Source organism: Kitasatospora sp. NPDC094015 (assembly GCF_040304075.1).
Lineage (GTDB): Bacteria > Actinomycetota > Actinomycetes > Streptomycetales > Streptomycetaceae > Kitasatospora.
This window is the reverse complement of sequence record NZ_JBEOUL010000073.1, coordinates 1-5,742: the sequence shown is the minus strand read 5'-3', so window position 1 is coordinate 5,742 and position 5,742 is coordinate 1. Positions and strand designations below refer to the sequence as shown.

Sequence of the window (5,742 nt, the reverse complement as noted above, 5' to 3'; positions counted from 1 at the left end):
GCCGTCCACGCCCTCCCGGTCGGTGGTGGTGTCGTCCGCGAAGCGACGGTCACCGGTCGCGTCGGGCACGTACTTCACACAGACAACGATCCTCAAGCTCACGGCCTGTCTCCTGTACTGGTTCTGGTCCGGCGGCTGCGGCTGTGCGGCGGGCGACTCACACGCTCTCCAGGCCCACTCGGGCCGCGTCTTCCCGCGCCCGGCCGGAACTCCCTGGCAGCATACTCGCCGGTAGCGCAACCGTCACTACTGGCCAGTAGCTTAGCGTCGCCTCACCCGCCCGGCCGCTCCGCGGCCCCCGTCGGACCCGGTGCGAACCGGGCCGGCACGAGGGGACGGAACGGCCCGCACGGCCGTCCTCGCCCCATCCTGCCCCAGGTCGGGCGGCGCACCACCTGGCTGGGCGGCAGATCGGCTGTGAGATTGACGGCCTTGACAGCTCCCCGGCCCAACGCCGTGCCGGCCGCCGCGGCTCCGCCCCGTCCCGGGCGCGCGTCAGACCGCTTCGCCGAGCGCTGCGATCACGTCCGGGCGGCGCGGCTGGCCCGCTGCCCGGCGCACCACCCGGCCGGTCGAGTCCAGCACCAGCACGGTCGGCGTCCGCAGGATCTCCAGCCGGCGCACCAGCTCCAGCTGCTGCTCGGCGTCCACCTCGACGTGCGCGACCCCGTCCACCATCGCGGCCACCTCGGCCAGCACCCGGCGGGTCGCCCGGCAGGGCTGGCAGAACGCCGTGGAGAACTGCACCAGCGTGGCCCGCTCCCCCAGCTCCGCGCCGAGCTCCACCGCCGACAGCCGTACCGCCCCGTCCTTCGGACGCACCCGCAGCCTCCCGTCCCGTGCGGCGCGCCACAGCCCGAAACCGCTCGCCACCGCGAGCACCACGCCGCACACCACCCATCCGGTCACCGCCCCAGTGTGCGCCACCGGCGCTCGGCCCCGGCCCGCCGGGGTCCGGTCCGCCTCGGCCCGGTCCGGTGGCGCCCGTCCGGCGGGGGCCCGGTCCGGGCAGGGAGAGCGGCGCGTACCATCGGCGCGTGGACTCCCTCCCCGTACCGACGCCCCGGCTGACCAGCCGCCGGGTGGTCGACCTGTGCCGGGCCACCGCCTCGCGCTGTCGCTGACCCCGTCGCCCCAGGTCAGCCCGTCCAGCCGTGCCACCCCGGAGTCCCGCATGCAGATCGACCCGCGCGGGCAGCGCTTCGCCGCCGCGCTCACCAGCCTCCTGCTCGCCGCCGCCCTGATCACCGGCAGCGGCCCGCTGCTCGCCGTCCAGACCGCCGTGTTCGCCGTCGCCGCCCTGGCCGGCCTGCGGTTCTCGCCGTACGCGCTGCTCTACCGCACCCTGGTGCGACCCCGGCTCGGCCCGCCGCGCGAGCTGGAGGACGCCCGGGCGCCCCGCTTCGCCCAGGCCGTCGGCCTCGCCTTCGGCCTGATCGGCACCGCCGGGTACCTCGCCGGCGCCGGCTGGCTGGCGCTCACCGCGACCGCGCTGGCCCTGGCCGCGGCCTTCCTGAACGCGGCCTTCGGCTACTGCCTGGGCTGCGAGCTGTACCTGCTGCTGCGCCGCGGCACGGCCCGGACCGGCGCCCGCCGCGTCACCACCGGCTGAACCGCCCCGCGGGCGGGGTCCGGGCGGCGGGTTCCCCGCTGCCCGGACGCCCTCGCGTGACAGCAGGCACCCCTTCGAGGGATCATCTCCGGGTAACACCCGTGGCCGCTGCCGCGTGCCGCGACTCGGACGGCTCCGACCTGCGCCCCGGGTACCACCTGACCGGGCACCAGCCCGTGGGAAGTAGGGCTGACGTGGCAGAGTTCGTGTACCCGCCGGTGATTCGCGCCGCGCTCACCTGCTTCCGCGCGCTGGACGTGCGGATCTCCATCGTGGGCGCCGAGAACATCCCCGCCACCGGCGGCGCCGTCCTGGTGAGCAACCACATCAGCTACCTGGACTTCCTGTTCGCGGGTCTCGGCGCCGTCCGGGGCGGCAAGCGCAAGACCCGGTTCATGGCCAAGGACGACGTCTTCAAGCACCCCGTCTCCGGCCCGCTGATGCGCGGCATGAAGCACATCCCGGTCGACCGCACCGACGGCCAGCCCGCGTACGACGCCGCGGTCAAGGCCCTGCGGGACGGCGAGGTGGTCGGTGTCTTCCCGGAGGCGACCATCAGCCGCTCCTTCACCCTCAAGAAGTTCAAGACCGGCGCCGCCCGGATGGCCGCCGACTCCGGCGCCCCGCTGCTGCCGGTGATCCTCTGGGGCACCCAGCAGCTGTGGACCAAGGGCCGCCCGAAGACCCTCACCAAGCGGCACGTCCCGGTCACCATCATGATCGGCGAGCCGATCGTGCTGGCCGAGGGCGACAAGCCGGTGATGGTCACCCGCCGGCTGCGGGCCGCGATGACCGAGATGCTCGACCGCGCCCAGCGCGAGTACCCCGCCCAGCCCGCGGGGTCGGACGACACCTGGTGGCTGCCCGCCCACCTGGGCGGCACCGCGCCGACCCTGGAGGTCGCCGAGGCCGAGGACGAGGCGGAGGCCGCCGAGAAGGCCGCCCGCCGCGAGGCCCGCTGACCCCTGCGGCTGCCCCGGCCGCCTGCGATCGGGGCAGCCGCATGACCATGTGGCGCCCGGCCCCCAGGCCTCAGCGGGCCGGGCGCCACATGGTCGTCACCACCGGGCCGCCCGCAGTGGTGAGGCGCTCGCGCGGCTCGAAGCCCGCCCGCTGGTAGCGCGGCAGGTTGGCCGGGTTGGAGGACTCCAGGTACGCGGGGGCGCCGAGGGCGTCGATCCGGGCGAGGCTCTCCGCGAGCAGGCCCATCCCGAGGCCCTTGCCCCGGTGCATGTCGTGGGTCGCCAGCAGCGACAGGTAGAAGTGCGGTTCCGTCGGGTGCGCCGCCTCCAGCTGCTCGCAGATCCGCATGATCGGCCCCGCCACCGCCGCACCGGCGGCCTCGGTCAGCAGCGCCTCCAACCCGTCGTCCTCGGCCGCGGTCAGCTCCGTGCCGCCCGGCGGGATCCAGGAGGCCGCCGACTCCACCCCGGGCGTCACCAGCAGCCACGGGTACCGCAGCGCGGAGGTCACGTACAGCCGCCACAGGACGGCGGCCTGCTCCGCCCGGCGGTCCGGGTCGGGGAAGGCCGGCCCCCACAACGGGTCCTCGAAGAACGCCGTCGTCATGGTCGCCACGACGGCGTCGATGTCCTCGGGCCCGGCCACCCGCGCGGGCCCGGGCCGGTATCCGGTGGTCATCCTTCAACTCTAGGGACGGTCGGAGAAGTCCGCGTCCGCACGCGATCCACCGGGCACGCCCCGCGGTCCACGGCACGGCCATAGGCTTGTCGACCATGACGACCGGCGACTCCCTCGCGACCGCACAGCGCTCCCTCGGCGACCCGGCGATCGGCTACCCGCTGTGGCCGCCGCTCACCACCGGCTGCCCCAGGACCAGCACCCCGGGGACCGCCTACCCGGTCGAGGTCGACTACGCGTACGACCGGGTGGACCCCCGCCTGTTCGACGCCGCCACCCCTTCCCGCCCCGGGCTGGACCGCTGGGCCCCGCTGCTGCCGCCGCTGTCCTCCCCCGGACTCGGCGAGGGCCGCACCCCGCTGGTCCCGATCGGCCCGGACGTGCTGCTCAAGGACGAGTCCAGGAACCCCACCTGGAGCCACAAGGACCGGTTGAACCGCTGCACGACCGGCGCCGCCGTGGGCGTCGGCGCGCCGGGCGTGGTGGTCTCCTCCTCGGGCAACCACGGCGCCTCGGCCGCCGCCTACGCCGCCCGGGCCGGCCTGCCCTGCGTCGTCCTGGCCTCGGCCACCATGCCCGGCGCGGTCGCCGCCTTCCTGCGCTCGTACGGCGCGGTCGTCCTGCCCGTGCCGGAGGCCGACCGCTGGCCCCTGATGCGACGGATCGTCGAACGCACCGGCTTCCACCCCGCCAGCAACACCACCGTCACCCACACCGGCCACGGCTTCGGCCCCGAGGGCTACAAGACCATCGCGTACGAGGTGTTCCTCGACGCGGGCGTGCCCGACGCGGTCTTCGTGCCGACCGGCTACGGCGAGCTGCTCTTCGGGGTCTGGAAGGGCTTCGCCGAGCTGCGCCGGCTCGGCCTCACCGACCGCGTCCCGCGGATCCACTCCTGCGAACCCGCCACCGGCGGGCCGCTGGCCACCGCCGTCCGCGCCGGTCTGCCCGCCACCCGGGTCGAGGCCGGGCCGACCGACGCGTACGCGATCTCCTGCGAGGTGGGCGGGTACCGCGGGGTGGTCGCGCTCCGGGAGAGCGGCGGCCGGGCACTGCTGCTGGACGACCGCCAACTCCGGGCGGCCCAGGCCGAGCTGGCCGGGCAGGGGATCTGGGTGGAACTCTCCAGCGCCGCGGGCCTCGCCGGTCTGACCGCGCTGCGGGAGTCCGAAGGGTTCGAGGGGACGGCCGTGTGCATCTCCACCTCCAGCGGGTTCAAGGACCGCGGCGTCGGCGAGGAGCCGGTCACCGCGCTCGACCCCTCCTGGTCGACGGTCGAGACGCGGCTGAAGGCTGCCGGCATCAGCGTCTGAGCCGGATCGGCGGCCGCGCGGGCCGCCGGGCGCGCGCTACCGGCGGGCGGGGATCTGAGGTAGACCTGACAGGACGTCAACCGTTCTGCGGCCCCTACCGACCAGGGAGAGCAGCATGTCCGAGATCTCGCACCGGATCGTCCGATCGGCCGGCGGCCTCGAGATGCGCATCGCGGAGGCCGGCAGCGGACCCCTCGTCCTGCTGCTGCACGGCTTCCCGGAGAGCTGGTACTCCTGGCGGCACCAGCTCACCGCGCTCGCGGACGCCGGGTACCACGCGGTCGCCCCCGACCAGCGCGGGTACGGAGCCACCGGCGGCCCCGACGAGATCGACAGCTACAGCATCCTGCACCTGGCGGGCGACGCCCTCGGCCTGATCCCCGCCCTCGGCGCCGACCGGGCGGTGGTCGTCGGCCACGACTGGGGGGCACCGGTCGCCTGGCACACCGCCCTGCTGCGGCCCGACCTGGTCCGCGGGGTGGTGGGCCTCTCGGTTCCCCCGCTCCCCCGGGGCAAGCGCCGGCCGACCGACAGCATGCGCCAACTCCTCGGCGACGCCTACTACATGCTGTACTTCCAGCAGTCCGGGCCGGCCGAGACCGAGCTCGCCCGGGACCTGCCGACCACCTTCCGCAAACTGCTGGCGGGCCGCGCACGGCTCGGCGGCCCCGGGCTGCCGCTGGTGCCGGAGGACGGCGGGTTCCTCGACCTCTTCGACGCCCCCACCGATCTCCCGGAGTGGCTGACCGAGCAGGACATCGCCTTCTACAGCACCGAGTTCGGCGCCCACGGCTTCGCCCGACCGCTGAACTGGTACCGCAACCTGGACCGCAACTGGGAGCTCACCGCCGCCTGGCACGACGCCCGGATCGAACCGCCGGCGCTGCTCATCGCCGGCGAACGCGACCTGGTCGTCGCCAACCCGGCCGCCATGGAGGCCCTGGCCGAGGTGCACCGCCACGTCCCCCGCTTCCAGGACGTCCTGTGGCTCCCGGAGACCGGCCACTGGACCCAGCAGGAGCGGCCCAAGGAGGTCAACGAGGCCCTGATCCAGTTCATCCAGGGCCTCTGAGCGCGCTCAGAAATGCGAAAAGCCCCTCCGGGTGACCCGGAGGGGCTTCTCTGAAAGATTGTTCGGCGGCGTCCTACTCTCCCACAGGGTCCCCCCTGCAGTAC

At 74.7% G+C, this 5,742-nt stretch carries 6 protein-coding genes and 1 pseudogene; 4 read left to right on the top strand and 3 right to left on the bottom strand.

Features of this window, described 5'->3' with window-relative positions; genetic code table 11:
• Nucleotides 1-102: pseudogene (locus ABT014_RS34305) on the bottom strand (electron transfer flavoprotein subunit beta); the annotation flags it as partial.
• Nucleotides 103-495: 393 nt separating this feature from the next.
• Entirely contained in the window at nucleotides 496-909 is a 414-nt protein-coding gene (locus ABT014_RS34300; protein ID WP_350643748.1) for a TlpA family protein disulfide reductase, read from the bottom strand.
• Between the two features lie 265 nt (nucleotides 910-1,174).
• Between ABT014_RS34300 and ABT014_RS34295 the strand changes: the two genes are divergently transcribed.
• Together ABT014_RS34295 and ABT014_RS34290 are read left to right on the top strand one after the other, a co-directional pair.
• Nucleotides 1,175-1,612 (top strand): DUF4395 domain-containing protein, encoded by a 438-nt coding sequence (locus ABT014_RS34295; protein ID WP_350643746.1) that lies wholly within the window; start codon nucleotides 1,175-1,177, stop codon nucleotides 1,610-1,612.
• 194 nt (nucleotides 1,613-1,806) lie between these two features.
• Nucleotides 1,807-2,574: a lysophospholipid acyltransferase family protein gene (locus tag ABT014_RS34290; RefSeq protein WP_350643744.1), complete on the top strand. Its 768-nt coding sequence runs from the start codon at nucleotides 1,807-1,809 to the stop codon at nucleotides 2,572-2,574.
• Nucleotides 2,575-2,644: 70 nt separating this feature from the next.
• On the opposite strand, the gene ABT014_RS34285 is transcribed toward ABT014_RS34290, so the two are convergent.
• Nucleotides 2,645-3,253 (bottom strand): GNAT family N-acetyltransferase, encoded by a 609-nt coding sequence (locus ABT014_RS34285; RefSeq protein WP_350643742.1) that lies wholly within the window; start codon nucleotides 3,251-3,253, stop codon nucleotides 2,645-2,647.
• A gap of 95 nt (nucleotides 3,254-3,348) precedes the next feature.
• Here ABT014_RS34285 and ABT014_RS34280 point away from each other — a divergent pair, with 95 nt between their 5' ends.
• Complete coding sequence (locus ABT014_RS34280) at nucleotides 3,349-4,566, top strand: threonine synthase (protein ID WP_350643740.1); 1,218 nt, start codon at nucleotides 3,349-3,351, stop codon at nucleotides 4,564-4,566.
• 115 nt (nucleotides 4,567-4,681) lie between these two features.
• On the top strand, nucleotides 4,682-5,638 hold the full coding sequence (locus ABT014_RS34275) for an alpha/beta fold hydrolase (protein ID WP_350643738.1): 957 nt from the start codon (nucleotides 4,682-4,684) through the stop codon (nucleotides 5,636-5,638).
• Nucleotides 5,639-5,742: the final 104 nt, after the last annotated feature.

Bases quoted from the DNA above. Each gene is read 5' to 3' on its own strand.
- ABT014_RS34295 (WP_350643746.1), top strand. From the start codon at position 1,175: ATGCAGATCGACCCGCGCGGGCAGCGCTTCGCCGCCGCGCTCACCAGC.
- ABT014_RS34285 (WP_350643742.1), bottom strand. From the start codon at position 3,253: ATGACCACCGGATACCGGCCCGGGCCCGCGCGGGTGGCCGGGCCCGAG.
- ABT014_RS34280 (WP_350643740.1), top strand. From the start codon at position 3,349: ATGACGACCGGCGACTCCCTCGCGACCGCACAGCGCTCCCTCGGCGAC.
- ABT014_RS34275 (WP_350643738.1), top strand. From the start codon at position 4,682: ATGTCCGAGATCTCGCACCGGATCGTCCGATCGGCCGGCGGCCTCGAG.